Here is a 15,220-nt window from a genome sequence, read left to right as displayed (position 1 = left end):
CGATGTGCTGATGAATAGCAAGGTAGAGATCTCGCGCAGAGTGTGAATTCTCCCGCTAAATAGGTCTGCAGCACGTCGATTTGATGGCGTTTTGATCGAACGCAAAACCTCCTATTACCCGACATGAATAATGGGATTAATCAGAACTTTCGGAGGTTCGTATGGAACTAAATCCTGTGTTTGCTCGGCGCTTGTATCTCGCCGCGCTTGTTGAAGAAATGGAACGTCCTAATGTTCCGCGCTTGATTGAAGCGACGGGCTGGCCACGTCGCACTATTCAAGATGTCTTAAAGTCATTATCGGGCTTGGGAATCGACATGACCTTTATCCAAGATGGCAAACGCCATAATGATGGGTACTACCAGCTAAAAGACTGGGGCCCCTTCCGCCGTGATTGGGTTGAAGATAAGAAGCGCGATATTCGTTCTTATATCAACTAAGGCGACGGTGTAATGAGKTTGCTATCGCGTAACGCCTGACGAATTGCGTCAGCGCGTCGTCGATTGGCACCAAAATCATAGTAGCCAATACGAGATGCGGAGCGCAGCGTCAGCTCTGTGCCGTGCACTGATATCTCGACGTCGTCGACAAAGCGCAGCACTGGGGTCGTGAAGGTGAAGTGGGCATAGCTATCTTGTTGTGAGATAAGCGTCGCGCCTGACAAACTGGCAATGGTGTTGACGATATCGTCAAACCGGACAGACTCACTGGTCAGCGTGAAAGGTGATAATGCAAACTTGGGTCGAGTGTCCTTGCTTGATACGCAGTTAGGACTGTCTTCGCAGGCGGTGACCGGCKGCTGTTTCATGATCTTGTCTCCTGTCGAGCACCCTGTAAGCGTCAATGCCACGAGTAACCCCAATGTCCGTGTTCGTATCATTATCCCACCCATAGGTAACTAATAAAGCCAATCCAACTGATCACCAATAATAGCCAAGGTAGACGGCTATCGCTGCGATCGCGCGCAGATGTTGTCGGTTGTGGCGGTGCGCTAGCAGTGACAGTGTCGGTATGCTCACTCGCTTGTTTTTGTTTTTTCTTCCGAGCTTTGTCGTGTGCGCGCGCTTTGGCTTTTTGCTCTTTCTTATATTGCGCAATACCTTTCTCGATGCCTTGGGCAATCAGTTTGGTTTGGGCTTTGGTTTGTCCTGGTTTTTGTGTCGCTTTGGCTACACGCATGGCTTCTTGCTGTGTTTCAGGCGAGACAGCGGCTGCTTGTTTCCCCATGTTTGCTCCGTACTGCGGATGATATATCAGGTGAATAGAGTAACAAATTCTCATCGGGATCTTGCAGTTTTTCGGTGTGCGCGTCATGTTGGTCAATAGCGCAATAATATTGGCATACACATGGATACACTTCACCATTATGACGAGAAGGGCTTTTTAAAAGCGCCCGTGACTTATCTGATCTGTCTTATTTTATTAAGCCGTGCATGGTGGCTACTCGCGATGGCAGGGGTCAGTCGACAGCAAGGCAGTGAATTGCTGGCACTATTTTATCCAGACAAACCTGCCCTGTACGCCAGTTTGGCGGTGGGCGTGTTACCTCTCATGCTTCTGTTGTTGGTTGGCAATTGTCACCGTGCACCTTGGTGGGCTCAGCGCCTTTGGCACTGGGGCTATGCCTTAATTTGGCCGGTCTGGGGGTGGGAAGGGGCGCATGTGCTTAGGACATTAATGGCTACTGACGGGCAGTTTGATTGGTTGATTGCATGCCACGGACTATGGGTGGTGTGGGGGAGCTTGTATTGGTTAAGAAGCCGACGGGTGAAACGTTTTTTTTACCAGTTTATCCGTGGCTTACATTTAAGCGCCACAGAGAACAATAAGTACAAAGGAGAAGTAACATGACACAGGCACAGTCCGCGATTGTCCCTGATGGTGGACCCTATGCATTGTATGTGATGCTTAAGGTCACTGATGATGCCGCCTTGGTGCTACAGCAATGTCAGCGGTTGGCTGAGATTGCCAAGCAAACGCAAGAGGTCTTTGGTGATGCTCAGATGGGTGTGGCGGTCGGATTTAGCCCTGCTTTTTGTCGTGCCCACGGGTTAGCCTATCCGGAGGACGTGACAGACTTTCGTCTCCGAGAGAGTCGCAAACATCGGGCGCCTCAGACTGACTGTGATGTTTTTATTCATCTTCATGGTTTGCGGCACGATTTGAATTTCTATGTTTTTCAGCAATGGTTAACCCCCATTAAGAAAGTCGTGGATGTGGTGGATGAAACAGCAGGGTTCCGCTATCTCGATGCGCGTGATATGACAGGCTTTATCGATGGCACGGAAAATCCGCAAGGTCTTGCGCGTGAAGCGGTTGCAGTGATCCCAGACGGACCGTTTGCTGGGGGTAGTGTGGCTTTGGTCCAACGCTATGTCCATGATCTACCAGCTTGGGAGCGGTTACAGCAAGCGGCACAAGAAAAGGTGATTGGACGCACCAAGCCTGACTCCATCGAACTTGAGGACATGCCGGATACATCCCACGTTGGGCGGGTGGACATCAAAGAAAACGGGGTCGGCCTGAAAATTCTTCGTCAGAGCCTGCCATACGGCAGTGTCAGTGGCGAGCATGGGCTATTGTTTCTCGCCTATTGCCAACAGCAACATCCGTTGGATGTGATGTTAGATAGCATGTTTGGTGAACGCGATGGCAAAACCGACATGATGTTAAGCTTTACCCAAGCGGTGACCGGCGCCATTATGTTTATGCCTTCACAGACCACGTTAGCGCAATATGTGGAGCGTCTTAGCCAACCCGGTGTTGCATAACGGGCAATAAAAAACGCAGCCCGGAGGCTGCGTTTTCTTATCGTCGACCAAATTTGAATTACTTGGTCACGCGCAGTACAGGTGTTTCACCCACAGTGACGGCACCAGAAAGCTTAGTCAGCTCTTTGATCTCGTCCATGTTAGAGATAACAACCGGGGTTAGCGTTGATTTAGCTTTTTCTTCCAGCATGCCCAAGTCAAACTCGATCACGGTGTCGCCCGCTTTCACTGTTTGGCCTTCTTCTGCAATACGCTTAAAGCCTTCGCCTTTCAGCTCAACGGTATCAATACCGAAGTGCACGAAAAGCTCAACGCCATCTTCAGACTCGATAGAGAAAGCGTGGTTGGTTTCGAAAATCTTACCGATAGTACCGTTTACAGGTGCTACCATTTTGTCGCCTGAAGGCTTGATTGCAATGCCATCACCGACGATTTTCTCAGCAAACACAACATCAGGCACGTCTTCAATGTTGACGATCTCACCCGATAATGGGGCGATAATTTCAATAGCACTTGCGTCGTTGCTGTCTTCTGACACCAACTTCTTCAGTTTGTCGAACAGACCCATAGTGTTGCTCCTAAGCAGTAATTCTTTGCTGATTGTATATTAGCAGACGGTTTTTTCCGCAATAAATTTTTCGACATAGGCTTCGATTTCTGCCGCAGTTGGCAGATTGAGGGCTGTGTCGGCCATCGCTTTCACATCAGCAAAGTTGGCATTACGGATAATCTTCTTGATGCGAGGGATAGAGATGGCACTCATACTGAACTCATCCAGGCCCATACCCATCAATAGTAACGTTGCTTTCTCATCCCCTGCAAGTTCTCCGCACATTCCGGTCCATTTACCTTCGGCATGTGAGGCATCAATCACTTGCTTGATAACCGTCAATACCGCAGGTGACAGTGGATTGTACAGGTGAGAAATSAGTTCGTTGCCACGGTCGACAGCCAGGGTGTACTGGGTCAAATCGTTGGTTCCGATGCTGAAGAAGTCGACTTCTTTAGCAAGGTGATGAGCAATGGCGGCGGCCGCTGGTGTTTCTACCATCACACCGATTTCTAGTGACTCATCAAAGGCGAGGTCTTCTTCACGCAGCTCAGCTTTGTAGGTCTCTAGCGCGGTTTTCAGCTCACGGATTTCTTCAACAGAGATGATCATTGGGAACATCACGCGGACTTTACCGTGTGCAGATGCACGCAAAATAGCACGGAGTTGGTCACGCAGAATTTCACGACGATCCAAGCTGATACGCACTGCACGCCAACCCAAGAATGGGTTCATTTCGTCAGGCAGGTCCATGTATGGCAGGTCTTTATCGCCACCAATGTCCATGGTACGGATGATCACTGGATGACCATCAACCGCCTCAGCGACCGCTTTGTACGCTTGATACTGTTCTTCTTCGGTAGGCAGTGAATCACGGTCCATAAATAGGAACTCGGTGCGGTAAAGACCGACACCTTCACCACCGTTACGGTTGACACCGTCACAGTCTTTGACGGTACCTACGTTACCGCAGACTTCAACTTGATGACCGTCCAGCGTAATGGCAGGCAAATCTTTCAATTTCGCCAGCTCAGCTTTTTCTGCTTGGTACTGATCGCGAATGGCTTTAAATTTCGCCAACTCGCCTTCAGATGGGTTCACAACAATCTTGTTGTTTACGGCATCCAGTACCAGCATGTCGCCATTTTTAATTTTCGCAGTCGCATCGTTAGTACCCACCACGGCTGGAAGCTCAAGCGAGCGTGCCATAATCGAGGTGTGAGACGTACGTCCGCCAATGTCTGTGATAAAGCCCAGCACATAGTTCAGGTCGATTTGCGCCGTTTCAGAAGGCGTTAAATCGTTGGCGACCAAGATCACTTGCTCGTTAATTGCACTGAGAGACACCATGTTGATGCCTAGCGCGTTTTTCACAAAGCGTGAGCCAATGTCACGAATGTCTGCGGCGCGCTCTTTCAGATAATCGTCGTCGAGTGACTCAAGCGTCACCGCTTGTTCTTCAATCACGCTGTAGATGGCGTGGTCGGCGGTTGCTAGGTTTGACTTGATGAAGCTGACAATTTCTTCTTCCAGCTCTTCATCTTCTAGCAGCATGATGTGACCTTCGAAGATGGCTTCTTTCTCTTCGCCGAAGGTTTCCCTTGCTTTGTCTTTGATCGCTTCAAGTTGCGTCTTAGACTTTTCGCGAGCATCCAATACGCGCTGAATTTCTTGATCGACTTGAGACGCGGCAATCTTGTTTTTATTGATTACAACGTCTTCTTCTTGCAGCAGCAGTGCTTTACCGAAAGCAATACCAGGTGATGCCAGGATGCCTGAAATCATAGCTTTACCTTACGTTTACCAAACTTAAAACCGATAGAAAAAGAGCCGGATTACTCCAGCTCGCCCATCAGTTTTACTAGGTGCTCAACAGCTTCTTGTGCTTGCGCACCTTCAGCAGAGATAGTCACCATGGTGCCTTTGGTCAAGCCAAGGGTTTGAAGTTTGAACAGGCTTTTTGCGCTCGCGCTTTTACCGTTAGACTCAACAGTGATGTCAGCATCATAGGCTTTCGCATCTTTTACGAACTGCGCTGCTGGACGAGTGTGTAGGCCGTTTTCTGCAGTAATTTCAACTTGCTTCTTATACATGATTCACCCCGTATCTCTATTTTTTTAAATCTATGTATTAAATCTAAGATTAGCTTAACCGCTGACGGGCATTTTCGCTATCCGTTGGCGTTAACCTAACCAAGAAATTGACCGTATAGCTTAATCCATGTCAATTTCCTGTCATCTTTTTGCCGTTTTTGACCTTCCGCTCATCAGGTGATGTCGCTTTTATTTTGATGCGGAAAATAAAAAGGCAGACGTTTTTTACTAAAGCTTAATATAAAAATCAAACAAAAAAGGCCCGATGTGGGCCTTTTGTCAGGGGGAGGTAAATGTGCTGTGCACACTAACCTGCTGTTACTGTTCGTTTTCTAGCTCGGTAAACATGCCTGCGAACAGCGGTGAGCTGAGATAACGTTCTGCAGCACTTGGCAAAATTGTGACGATCTTCTTGTTTGCAAACTCAGGAAGCTCAGCAATTTTGTTGGCAGCAACCACAGCCGCACCTGATGAAATACCGGCCAAAATGCCTTCTTCTTCCATCAGGCGACGTGCCATTTCGATGGCTTCATCTGAGGTGACAGAAACCACTTTGTCGATCAGGCTGACATCCAAGTTTTTAGGAACAAAGCCCGCGCCAATGCCTTGAATTTTGTGAGGAGCAGGTTGCACATCTTCACCGGCCAAAGTTTGTGCAATCACAGGCGACTCTGCAGGCTCAACGGCGACGGTCGTGATCGCTTTACCTTGGGTGTTTTTGATGTAGCGGCTCACACCGGTCAGTGTCCCGCCGGTACCGACACCTGCAACAAACACGTCAATCTCACCATCTGTGTCGTCCCACAGCTCAGGTCCCGTTGTCTTTTCATGGATTTCAGGGTTAGCGGGGTTATCGAACTGTTGCAGCATTAGGTATTTGCCGGGCTCTGCGGCCATGATTTCTTCTGCTTTTGCAATCGCCCCTTTCATGCCTTTCGGCGCTTCGGTTAGCACCAGCTTCGCGCCCAGCGCTTTAAGCAGTTTACGACGCTCTAAGCTCATCGACTCAGGCATCGTTAAGGTGAGTTTATAACCACGTGCGGCAGCAACATAAGCGAGTGCAATCCCCGTGTTACCACTGGTCGGTTCAATCAGCTCAATACCGGGTTTCAAGGTGCCTTTTTTCTCGGCGTCCCAAATCATGTTGGCGCCGATTCGGCACTTGACGCTGAAGCTTGGGTTACGCGCTTCGATTTTGGCAAGCACGTTTGGCTTAGCTACGCGATTGAGGCGAACCAGCGGGGTATTACCGATAGTTTGTGTGTTGTCTTCGTAAATCTTACCCATTGTATCGTTCCTTCATGACACCGATTAGTTTGGCTATAAGCATATCTCTGATGCCTGTTTTGAAAAGGATCAGTTGGTTATATCTTATTGTGACATCGACCAATAAATGATTGGCAAATAAAAGAAAAGCCCACTGAAATTGTGAGCTTTTCTCTCTGAGCGTAGAGGTTTTTGAGTGAGGTAACAACCAGCTAGTAGCGCCCGAGTCGCGACTTATAAGTGTCGACCCATAATGCGGTGGCGCCGCATACGGCAGCAGGCATGACTAACAGGTTCAGGATTGGCGTCATGGTAAACAGCATCACCACAGCCCCAAAACTGAGCGATGTACCTCTGCATTGTTTCAGGCTGTCGCGCATGGTCGGGAAGGCTACCTTGTGGTTATCAAATGGATAGTCACAGTATTGAATGGCCATCATCCAAGCACTAAATACAAACCACAATACCGGACCAAGTGTTTGGCCTAAGGCGGGGATCCATAATAGCAGCAGCAATCCCAGCGCCTTAGGAATGTAGTACATCAGTTTTTGCCATTCCCGTTTCATTACCCGTGGCAGATCTTTAACCACATCGAGCATGCCRTCATTGGGCGAGGGGGCGCCGGTCAGCTTGGCCTCTAAATGCTCCGCCAATAAACCGTTGAATGGAGCTGCAATCCAGTTAGCTAAGGTGCTAAAGAAGTAGGAAAACACCACTAAGATAGCAATCACGACCAGCGGCCAAAGCACAAAGGACAGCCAAGACAGCCATTCTGGGAGGGTCGCAAGCCAAGTATCAATCCAATCGCTAAATTGAGACAATAAATAAGCAAATGCGCCGCCCATCAATAACACATTGACGATAATCGGGATCACTACAAAACGGCGTAATCCCGGCGTCAGCATCAGTGAAAAACCTTGTAACAAATAGCCAGCCCCGCTTCGAGGCTGAGGATGAACACGGTGGGTCATGACATCTCCTTTTTGATTTGGGGTTATACTACTGGCCCAACCGAGGTGCTGACAACGGTCAAATGCGTGGAAACTTTACGCATTTCTGTCGCTGTATTCGTTAAATTGTCTCCAACTTTTGATACAGTTAACTAAGTTGACCGATTACGCATTGCGTTAGTCAATGTGGCCCGCTTATGATCGACAAAGCGTTTGCGTATCTGCGCACGCTATGCCATAAGCTAATCAATACGCTGAACAAACACAGATTTGAGAATCGACGATGCAGGAATTGCGCCTTGTACTGATTGTTTTGGGAGCATTAGCAATTGCAGCYTTGCTGTTGCATGGCCTCTGGACCAATAAGAAAGAAAAGAGCACCAAATTTGGTGAAAAGCCGCTGGGAAAATTGGATGACAGCAAAGACGACCAAGGGTTTGATCAAGACGGGATAGGCGCAGTCCGAGTCGTCAAAAGCGCCTCTRGCGACAATCCGAAACCCAGCCGCAAAGAGCCTGCGGTGAGTTTTGGTGATAAACCCGATGTCGACCCCTTGTTTGCCGACGAATCCGCGAAGACAGACCCCGTCGAGCCTGCTTTTCCATCAATGTCGGCGGCCGATGATGCCCCTGAGCCTGCAGCGGGCGAGCAATCCGCCGCGCCATTTACCGCCCATCAAGCAGAAGACGGTGAGGATACTGCGCCGGTCACTAATGACACTGCGCAACCAGACACTGCCGAGCATGACGCGGAGCAAGGTGAAGCCGCCGAGTCGGAAGATGAAACTGAAGTGCTTGTTTTGCATGTTCATGCCAATAACAATGCCATTTTCAACGGTCTTGAGTTAACCAATAGCCTTGAACAGCATGGCTTGCGCTTTGGTGATATGGGGATTTATCACCGTCATTCCGATCCGTCAGGCACGGGCAAGGTGCTGTTTAGTGTCGCGAACATGGTAAAACCAGGGACCTTTGATATCGGTCATATTGATGGCTTTGAAACGCCTGGAATTAGCTTCTTCATGACCTTGCCTTGTTATGGTGAGCCGGAACAAAACTTCAAACTGATGCTACAAACCGCGCAGCAGATTGCCGATGAGCTCGGCGGGCTGGTGCTTGACGATGCGCGCGCCATGATGACGCCGTCTCGCCTTGACGAGTACCGAGAGCGGGTTAAAGCCTTCTCTGCATAGGTCGAAGTTGGTCGGTGATTGTTCATCGGCCAACCACCTACACGCACACATCTCCATCTTCGCCGTTAATACGTATATACTTGCCTGTCACTCAATCAGTCACAACAGATCAATCATGGCTTACAGCAAAGAACAACTGGATGCGTTGAAGCATCAGCTTAACTACCATGCCTATCGTTACTATGTCGAAGACAGCCCTGAGCTGCCGGACGCGGAGTACGATCGTTTAATGCAAACGTTGCTGGCCATTGAAGCTGAGCACCCTGAATGGGTGACGGCTGATTCGCCGAGTCAGCGTGTGGGTGGCGCACCGCTTAGCGCATTTGAGACAGTGACCCACGAGTTGGCGATGTTATCTTTGGGCAATGCCTTCAGTGATGACGATCTGGCTGACTTTGAACGCCGTGTTAAAGACAGACTCGGTGATGGCGAGTCTGTCACCTATACCTGTGAGCCAAAACTTGATGGCTTAGCGGTTAGCTTGATTTACGAAAATGGTGTCTTGGTCCAAGCTGCGACCCGAGGCGATGGCACCACGGGTGAAAACATCACCCACAATGTGAAAACGATTCGTAACGTCCCGTTGACGTTGCAGGCGGGAGATTGGCCGACGCGTCTTGAGGTGCGCGGTGAAGTCTTTATGCCTAAAGCGGGCTTTGAGGCACTTAATGAAGCTGCCCTCAAGCGAGGGGATAAAACCTTTGCCAACCCGCGCAACGCGGCCGCCGGTAGTCTGCGTCAATTGGACCCTAAAGTTGCAGCCAGCCGTCCGCTTAGTTTTTATGCTTATGCCGTTGGCATTATGTCGACACCATTTGGCGAGGGGCAGTTCCAACGCCTGCAAAAGCTTAAACAGTGGGGTCTAGCGCTTAGCCCTGAAGTCAAACAGGTGACGGATTTAGCTGGTGTCAAACGCTACTACCAAGACATCTTAGCCCGACGTGATGCATTGCCCTATGAAATTGACGGGGTGGTGATAAAAGTCGACAGCATTGAAAGCCAGCAAACCCTAGGGTTTGTTGCGCGCGCTCCCCGTTGGGCAATTGCTTATAAATTCCCGGCTCAAGAAGAAATTACCACCCTCAACGATGTTGAGTTCCAAGTGGGACGAACGGGAGCCATCACACCGGTCGCAAAACTGGCACCTGTTTTTGTCGGGGGCGTGACGGTCAGCAATGCGACCTTACACAATGGCGATGAAATTGAGCGTTTAGGGGTTCATATCGGTGATACCGTGGTGATCCGTCGCGCGGGTGATGTGATCCCACAAGTGGTCGGCGTGGTAGAAAGCCGCCGTCCAGAACATGCGCAGCCGATTGTTTTTCCAACTGCTTGTCCTGTGTGTGATTCTGCGGTCACTCGTGTTGAGGGTGAAGCGGTGGCGCGTTGTACTGGCGGGTTAATTTGCCTTGCGCAACGTAAAGAAGCCATTAAGCATTTCTCCTCGCGTAAGGCGATGGATATTGATGGCCTCGGTGATAAAATCGTCGAGCAGCTGATTGAAAAAGAGCTGATCCATACTCCCGCTGATCTGTTTCGCCTCACGGCGGGCCGCGTCACCGCCTTGGATAGAATGGGGCCAAAATCAGCACAAAATCTGATTGATGCGCTAGAAAAAGCCAAAGCAACCACCTTGCCTCGATTTATTTATGCGTTGGGGATCCGTGAGGTTGGCGAAGCCACGGCACAAAATCTGGCCACACATTTTAAAACCCTCGACGCGCTGCGCGCCGCGGATGAAGAAGCCTTGATTGCGGTCCCAGATGTTGGGACGATTGTGGCGGGCCATATTGTTCGCTTCTTTGCCGAACCTCACAACCAAGATGTGTTGGATGCACTGTTGGAAACTGGGATCCACTGGCCGGAAGTGGCCCAACAAACGGATGCGCAAGCACAGCCTTTGGCGGGAAAAACCATCGTGTTGACTGGTACCTTGTCGCAAATGTCGCGTACGGATGCAAAAGCCGCGCTGCAAGCGTTAGGGGCTAAAGTGACCGGAAGCGTCTCGGCGAAAACAGATATCTTGATTGCCGGTGAAGCCGCTGGCTCGAAACTGACCAAAGCGCAAGATTTAGGTGTGACTGTGTTAGATGAAGACGGCATGCTGGCACTGATCAACCAATAAATACCGCGAGGCTTCGGGGAATCCCGTGGCCTCGATTGTGGAATTTACCTGTACTGGTAAACTAACTCTCACTCATCATTCTCACCACTGGGATAGGGATCCTAATGACTATCAAAACCCGCTTTGCCCCCAGCCCAACCGGCTTTTTGCACGTGGGCGGTGCGCGTACAGCACTCTATTCTTGGCTAGCAGCACGCAGCCAAGGCGGTCAATTTGTATTGCGTATTGAAGATACTGATCTTGAGCGTTCAACCCAAGAGGCCATCGACGCCATCTTAGAAGGGATGGAATGGTTGGGTTTAACGTGGGATGAAGGTCCATATTATCAAACCAAGCGTTTTGACCGATATAACCAGCTTGTTGACCAACTTTTGGCGGAAGACAAAGCCTATAAATGCTATGCCCCGAAAGAGCTGCTCGATGAGATCCGTGAGCAACAAAAAGCAGACGGTCTTAAGCCACGCTACGACGCTGATCATCCAAAAGTGATTGAAGCGAATCAAAACGCTAAGGCGGATGACCCGCATGTGATCCGTTTCCGCAACCCGAAAGAGGGTAAGGTTGTCTTTGACGACAAGATCCGCGGCCGTATTGAAATTGCGAACAGTGAACTGGATGACCTGATTATCCGCCGTACCGACGGCAGCCCAACCTACAACTTCTGTGTGGTTGTGGATGACTGGGATATGGGGATCACCCAAGTTGTGCGTGGTGAAGACCACATCAACAACACCCCACGTCAKATCAATATCTACAAAGCGCTGGGCGCACCGGTCCCTGAGTTTGCGCATTGCTCGATGATCCTTGGTGATGACGGAGCGAAACTGTCTAAGCGCCACGGTGCGGTCAGCGTTATGCAATATCGCGATCAGGGCTTCTTGCCTCATGCGTTGCTGAACTATTTGGTGCGCTTGGGCTGGTCACATGGTGACCAAGAAATTTTCTCGCTCGATGAGATGATTGAACTGTTTAGCCTTGAGGCGATCAGCAAGTCAGCCTCAGCGTTTAACACTGAAAAGCTGCTGTGGTTGAACAACCACTACATTAAGCACGCTGACCCGCAAGAGGTCGCGCAGCATCTGCAGTGGCACCTCGATCAAGCTGGCATCGACATTAGCCAAGGCCCGGCCATCACCGACGTGATCCAGCTGGTCGGCGAGCGTTGTCATACCTTGGTAGAACTGGCGGAACAAAGCCGTTACTTCTATCAAGACTTTGATGAGATCGACCCAGCGGCGGCGAAAAAGCACCTGCGTCCGGTGGCACTAGAGCCATTACAAGTGGCGAAAGGCAAAATTGAAGCGCTGCAAGACTGGAGCGTGGAAGCCTTAAAAGCAGTAATCGCCGATACCTGTGCCGATTTGGATGTGGGCATGGGCAAAGTGGGCATGCCATTACGCGTTGCGGTTACCGGTGGCGGTCAATCGCCTTCTGTGGATGCGGTCATGCACCTGATTGGTAAAGACCGTGTGGTCGCGCGTATTGAGCAAGCGATTAAGCTTGTTGAAGCGCGTGCGGCGCAAGGTTAATCAACTCAACCACCTTAGGTGGGAAAATCCAAAAGGGCGCTTCGGCGCCCTTTTTCGATCGGGGTTAGTGCGAGCCTTCTTCCATCTGCGCACTGTCAACAATATGGTTTTCGCCCATTTTACGTGGCAACACAAGGTTGAGCACAATCGCGACCAGACCACACAGGCTAATGCCTTGTAAGCTAAAATCGCCAATGCCGAATGCCATGCCGCCAATACCAAAGACCAAGGTTACGCCGACAATCGCGAGGTTGCGAGAGTCATGCAGATCGACTTGATTGCGGATCAGGGTATTTAATCCCACCGTCGCGATAGAGCCGAATAATAAGATCATGATCCCGCCCATCACAGGCAAAGGAATGGTCAGTAACACTGCGCCCAGCTTTCCGACAAAGGCCAACACAATTGCCGTTAATGCTGCATAGGTCATAATCACTGGGTTAAATGCTTTGGTGAGCATCACGGCTCCGGTGACTTCGCTGTAAGTGGTATTGGGTGGCGCACCGAATAAAGATGCGGCAATGGTAGCGGCACCGTCACCTGCCATGGTGCGGTGAAGACCGGGTTTTTTCAGGTAGTCTTTGCGGGTGACATTTGAGATAGCCAACATATCGCCCACATGCTCAACAGCGGGAGCGATCGCCACGGGGATCATGAATAAGATAGCGTTGATATTAAATTCAGGCAGCGTAAAGGCGGGCATGGCGAGCCAGCTTGCTTGAGTCACAGCGGTGAAATCGACTACGCCCATGATAAGGCTGGCGATATATCCCACCACGATACCCGCCAAGATTGGCACCAACTTAAAGAAGCCTTTAGCAAACACACTGATCAGTATGGTGGTCAGCAGCGATAGCAACGAAATCCAAATTGCAACATCACCGGCGATAATTTGCGTGCCGCCATCGCCACTTTTCCCCAACGCCATATTGACCGCAGTTGGCGCAAGCCCCAGACCAATCACCATAATGACAGGACCCACCACCACAGGTGGCAACAACTTGTGAATGATGTCGACGCCTTTGACGCGGATAATACCGCCCATAATCAGGTAAACCATCCCAGCCGCCATTAGGCCGCCCATGGTGGCGGGAATACCAAAGTTGTTAACACCGTAAAGAATGGGAGCGATAAAGGCGAAAGAAGAGGCGAGGAAAATGGGGACGGAGCGACGGGTGATAAGTTGAAAAATCAGGGTTCCAATACCGGCACCAAAGAGGGCGACATTGGGGTCAAGCCCAGTTAATAATGGCACCAATACCAATGCGCCAAATGCAACAAATAGCATCTGTGCGCCTTGTAAAACTTGCATCATAGTCTCACCTCCAAAAAAAATCGCGAGATGTTAGCACAAAGCCAAGATGTGATGCTTGTCATATTTATCAATGTGAGATCGGTAGCAAATAATCGATGTAACGGATTTCATTCTAGTGGCGAGAGGCAGCGTGGTGAGAGGGCTATGTGAACCAACGGTCAGGAATCAGGTCTTTTTTAGGTAAGAGCATTGCTGAGAGAGGACAAGAGCGCTTATGATCCCAACATCCCATCAATCAATGTGGAAAAACTATGATCCGATTTGTAATGGCCGTGATGGCTATGCTGTGGCTACCCAGCGTCTTTGCCAATAATTTGTACCATGCAAGCGTACCATTAGATAACGGCGCTCAAACGTCGCAACAAGCGGCTAAGCAACAAGGCTTGCTGGACGTGTTGGTCAAAGTCTCGGGACAACGTGACATTGCCGATAACCCCAGTGTGCAGAATCGTCTTAATGATGTGGATGGTTTGATCACCCAGGTAGGATATGGTGAAACGGCGCGTACGGAGAGCAGCGAATCGGTACGGACCCTTGAAGTGGGCTTTGATAGCCAGCAAGTGCAAGCGCTGCTGCGTGATGCGGGATTGCCTTTATGGGGTACGCCGCGTCCGTCCGTCTTAGTATGGCTGGTGGACGATCGTGGTACTGAACGCGAAATTGTGTGGGAACAAAGCGATGTGGCTTTGGTTGACGCCTTGCGAGACAGTGCTGCCAAGCGGGGTCTGCCCGTATTGGTGCCGGTAGGCGATTTTGATGATCTGATGGCAATTTCTGCCAGTGATCTTTGGGGAGGCTTTATCGGCCCGGTTAGCGACGCGAGTCAGCGCTATCAAGCGGACGGTATTGTGATTGCCAAACTGATCCCGCAGGGCATACGTTGGCAATTCTTCCCCGATGCGAGCGACTTGCAAGCCGATCAACAGCGCGGGCAAGGCGACAGTGCGGCTATGATCAATGCGGTTGCCGATTATTATGCGACCCGTACTGCCGTGGTGTTTGATCAAAATGATGACAGTCAAGCGGTGACGTTGGCGATTGCAGGCGTACAAGGTGGTGATGATTATGTCCAGCTAGAGCGCACGCTAGCTGGATTAAATGCGCTACAAAGCGCACACCTAGCGGAGCTCGAAGGAGATGCGTTGCGATTTACGGTACGTTTAGCTGCCTCACAACAAGCATTGATTAACGAGCTGACCGCGAATCGCGAAATCCGTCTTATGACCCCGCAAGAGCGTCTCGATTATGCGGGTAGTGAGAAAGTGGCAACGTCACCCCAGCAGCCAGCTGGCTCAGCATTAGATAGCAGGAATGAGGACGTTCGACTCAACAGTGAGCCGACACTCGAAGGAGATGTCCTAGCTGAGGATGACACGACGCTGTGGTTTGTTTGGCAGTCCTCGTAACCGCATGCCGACGACACACAAAT

15 protein-coding genes are annotated in these 15,220 nt (G+C 50.3%); 7 read left to right on the top strand and 8 right to left on the bottom strand.

Annotated features, from left to right (window positions below; translation table 11 throughout):
• Positions 1 to 161: 161 nt before the first annotated feature.
• Positions 162 to 440 carry a winged helix-turn-helix domain-containing protein gene (locus BZG83_RS09155; RefSeq protein WP_025740011.1) on the top strand — a complete coding sequence of 93 codons (279 nt, stop codon included), beginning with the start codon at positions 162 to 164 and terminating at the stop codon, positions 438 to 440.
• Here the strand turns inward: BZG83_RS09155 and BZG83_RS09150 are convergent.
• Positions 437 to 808: a DUF1499 domain-containing protein gene (locus tag BZG83_RS09150; protein WP_158074946.1), complete on the bottom strand. Its 372-nt coding sequence runs from the start codon at positions 806 to 808 to the stop codon at positions 437 to 439. The two genes, BZG83_RS09155 and BZG83_RS09150, sit on opposite strands and share 4 nt — an antisense overlap.
• A 71-nt stretch (positions 809 to 879) precedes the next feature.
• Complete coding sequence (locus BZG83_RS09145) at positions 880 to 1,227, bottom strand: DUF2956 domain-containing protein (protein WP_077480218.1); 348 nt, start codon at positions 1,225 to 1,227, stop codon at positions 880 to 882.
• A gap of 120 nt (positions 1,228 to 1,347) precedes the next feature.
• On the opposite strand from BZG83_RS09145, the gene BZG83_RS09140 reads away from it, so the two are divergent.
• Together BZG83_RS09140 and BZG83_RS09135 are read left to right on the top strand one after the other, a co-directional pair.
• A complete protein-coding gene (locus BZG83_RS09140; RefSeq protein WP_077480217.1) occupies positions 1,348 to 1,851 on the top strand; it encodes a DUF2919 domain-containing protein in 504 nt (167 codons plus the stop codon).
• Positions 1,848 to 2,771, top strand: coding sequence for a Dyp-type peroxidase (locus tag BZG83_RS09135; protein ID WP_077480216.1), 924 nt, complete (start codon positions 1,848 to 1,850; stop codon positions 2,769 to 2,771). The genes BZG83_RS09140 and BZG83_RS09135 overlap by 4 nt, the downstream gene beginning before the upstream one ends.
• Before the next feature lie 58 nt (positions 2,772 to 2,829).
• Here the strand turns inward: BZG83_RS09135 and crr are convergent, their stop codons facing one another.
• The 5 genes from crr to cysZ form a co-directional block, all read right to left on the bottom strand.
• Positions 2,830 to 3,339, bottom strand: coding sequence for a PTS glucose transporter subunit IIA (gene crr, locus BZG83_RS09130; protein WP_069587401.1), 510 nt, complete (start codon positions 3,337 to 3,339; stop codon positions 2,830 to 2,832).
• A 39-nt stretch (positions 3,340 to 3,378) separates the two neighbouring features.
• Positions 3,379 to 5,106: a phosphoenolpyruvate-protein phosphotransferase PtsI gene (ptsI, locus tag BZG83_RS09125; RefSeq protein ID WP_077480215.1), complete on the bottom strand. Its 1,728-nt coding sequence runs from the start codon at positions 5,104 to 5,106 to the stop codon at positions 3,379 to 3,381.
• 50 nt (positions 5,107 to 5,156) lie between these two features.
• A complete protein-coding gene (locus tag BZG83_RS09120; RefSeq protein ID WP_077480214.1) occupies positions 5,157 to 5,414 on the bottom strand; it encodes an HPr family phosphocarrier protein in 258 nt (85 codons plus the stop codon).
• A 318-nt stretch (positions 5,415 to 5,732) separates the two neighbouring features.
• Entirely contained in the window at positions 5,733 to 6,701 is a 969-nt protein-coding gene (gene cysK / locus BZG83_RS09115) for a cysteine synthase A (protein ID WP_069587398.1), read from the bottom strand.
• Positions 6,702 to 6,892: 191 nt separating this feature from the next.
• On the bottom strand, positions 6,893 to 7,651 hold the full coding sequence (gene cysZ / locus BZG83_RS09110) for a sulfate transporter CysZ (RefSeq protein WP_077480213.1): 759 nt from the start codon (positions 7,649 to 7,651) through the stop codon (positions 6,893 to 6,895).
• Positions 7,652 to 7,913: 262 nt separating this feature from the next.
• On the opposite strand from cysZ, the gene zipA reads away from it, so the two are divergent.
• The 3 genes from zipA to gltX all read left to right on the top strand — a co-directional run bounded on the left by zipA (position 7,914) and on the right by gltX (position 12,476).
• A complete protein-coding gene (gene zipA, locus BZG83_RS09105) occupies positions 7,914 to 8,822 on the top strand; it encodes a cell division protein ZipA (protein ID WP_077480212.1) in 909 nt (302 codons plus the stop codon).
• A 115-nt stretch (positions 8,823 to 8,937) separates the two neighbouring features.
• Positions 8,938 to 10,947, top strand: coding sequence for an NAD-dependent DNA ligase LigA (gene ligA, locus BZG83_RS09100; protein ID WP_077480211.1), 2,010 nt, complete (start codon positions 8,938 to 8,940; stop codon positions 10,945 to 10,947).
• A gap of 104 nt (positions 10,948 to 11,051) precedes the next feature.
• Complete coding sequence (gene gltX / locus BZG83_RS09095; RefSeq protein WP_077480210.1) at positions 11,052 to 12,476, top strand: glutamate--tRNA ligase; 1,425 nt, start codon at positions 11,052 to 11,054, stop codon at positions 12,474 to 12,476.
• A gap of 64 nt (positions 12,477 to 12,540) precedes the next feature.
• Here the strand turns inward: gltX and BZG83_RS09090 are convergent, their stop codons facing one another.
• On the bottom strand, positions 12,541 to 13,791 hold the full coding sequence (locus BZG83_RS09090; protein ID WP_077480209.1) for a uracil-xanthine permease family protein: 1,251 nt from the start codon (positions 13,789 to 13,791) through the stop codon (positions 12,541 to 12,543).
• 251 nt (positions 13,792 to 14,042) lie between these two features.
• Between BZG83_RS09090 and BZG83_RS09085 the strand changes: the two genes are divergently transcribed.
• Positions 14,043 to 15,197, top strand: coding sequence for a DUF2066 domain-containing protein (locus tag BZG83_RS09085; protein ID WP_077480208.1), 1,155 nt, complete (start codon positions 14,043 to 14,045; stop codon positions 15,195 to 15,197).
• Positions 15,198 to 15,220 lie beyond the last annotated feature (23 nt).

The organism is Salinivibrio sp. PR919, from assembly GCF_001995355.1.
GTDB classification, from domain to species: Bacteria; Pseudomonadota; Gammaproteobacteria; order Enterobacterales; family Vibrionaceae; genus Salinivibrio; species Salinivibrio proteolyticus.
Note: the sequence above shows the minus strand (reverse complement) of the source record. Positions and strands in the feature narration are given on the sequence as shown.

Coding starts and splice junctions, on each gene's coding strand:
- BZG83_RS09085 (WP_077480208.1), top strand. CDS start 14,043: ATGATCCGATTTGTAATGGCCGTGATGGCTATGCTGTGGCTACCCAGC.
- crr (WP_069587401.1), bottom strand. CDS start 3,339: ATGGGTCTGTTCGACAAACTGAAGAAGTTGGTGTCAGAAGACAGCAAC.
- ligA (WP_077480211.1), top strand. CDS start 8,938: ATGGCTTACAGCAAAGAACAACTGGATGCGTTGAAGCATCAGCTTAAC.
- BZG83_RS09145 (WP_077480218.1), bottom strand. CDS start 1,227: ATGGGGAAACAAGCAGCCGCTGTCTCGCCTGAAACACAGCAAGAAGCC.
- BZG83_RS09120 (WP_077480214.1), bottom strand. CDS start 5,414: ATGTATAAGAAGCAAGTTGAAATTACTGCAGAAAACGGCCTACACACT.
- cysK (WP_069587398.1), bottom strand. CDS start 6,701: ATGGGTAAGATTTACGAAGACAACACACAAACTATCGGTAATACCCCG.
- BZG83_RS09135 (WP_077480216.1), top strand. CDS start 1,848: ATGACACAGGCACAGTCCGCGATTGTCCCTGATGGTGGACCCTATGCA.
- BZG83_RS09155 (WP_025740011.1), top strand. CDS start 162: ATGGAACTAAATCCTGTGTTTGCTCGGCGCTTGTATCTCGCCGCGCTT.
- BZG83_RS09140 (WP_077480217.1), top strand. CDS start 1,348: ATGGATACACTTCACCATTATGACGAGAAGGGCTTTTTAAAAGCGCCC.
- BZG83_RS09090 (WP_077480209.1), bottom strand. CDS start 13,791: ATGATGCAAGTTTTACAAGGCGCACAGATGCTATTTGTTGCATTTGGC.